General features: G+C 64.9%; 1 pseudogene. It reads right to left on the bottom strand.

The features are described from left to right. Window positions 1-627, bottom strand: a pseudogene (locus tag EN893_RS36675) (cell division protein FtsZ); the annotation flags it as partial. Window positions 628-666: the final 39 nt, after the last annotated feature.

The raw sequence follows: 666 nt of genomic DNA, 5'->3' as shown, positions 1-666 counted from the left end.
GATCAGGCCTTCCTTGACGATGAGGTCGGTGATGCAGCTGACGCCGGCATAGAGCACCCGATCGGCAATGACGAACGCATCGGCGAAGGTGGTCTTGGCATCGGCGATCCGAAACAGGTTCTGGTTCGGGATGACGATCACCGTGTCGGCGCTCTCGCGCAGCCGCTCGATGCCCTCTTCAGCCATCTGCATACGGCGCCGGCCCTCGAAGGCGAACGGCTTGGTGACGACACCAACCGTCAGGATGCCGGCCTTGCGCGCCGCCTGGGCGATGATTGGAGCCGCACCGGTTCCCGTGCCGCCGCCCATTCCGGCGGTGACGAAACACATATGCGTGCCGGCCAGATGGTCCATGATCTCGTCGAGCGATTCCTCGGCCGCGGCGCGGCCGATCTCGGGAAGCGATCCGGCGCCCAGTCCTTCGGTGACGTGGGCGCCAAGCTGGATCAGCCGCGTCGCCTTCGACATGGTCAGCGCCTGGGCGTCGGTGTTGGCGGCGATGAATTCGGTGCCCTGAAGCTGCTCGGCGATCATGTTGTTGACGGCATTGCCGCCGCCGCCGCCGACGCCGATCACGGTGATCTTGGGTCTCATCTCGGAGATTTCGGGCTTCTTGAACTCGGCCATGCCTGTGTCTCCTTCGCCAATTGCGCGCGCTTCACGACC

It is taken from the genome of Mesorhizobium sp. M7A.F.Ca.CA.004.04.2.1, from assembly GCF_004022825.1.
In the GTDB taxonomy this organism is placed as follows: domain Bacteria; phylum Pseudomonadota; class Alphaproteobacteria; order Rhizobiales; family Rhizobiaceae; genus Mesorhizobium.
Note: the sequence above shows the minus strand (reverse complement) of the source record. Positions and strands in the feature narration are given on the sequence as shown.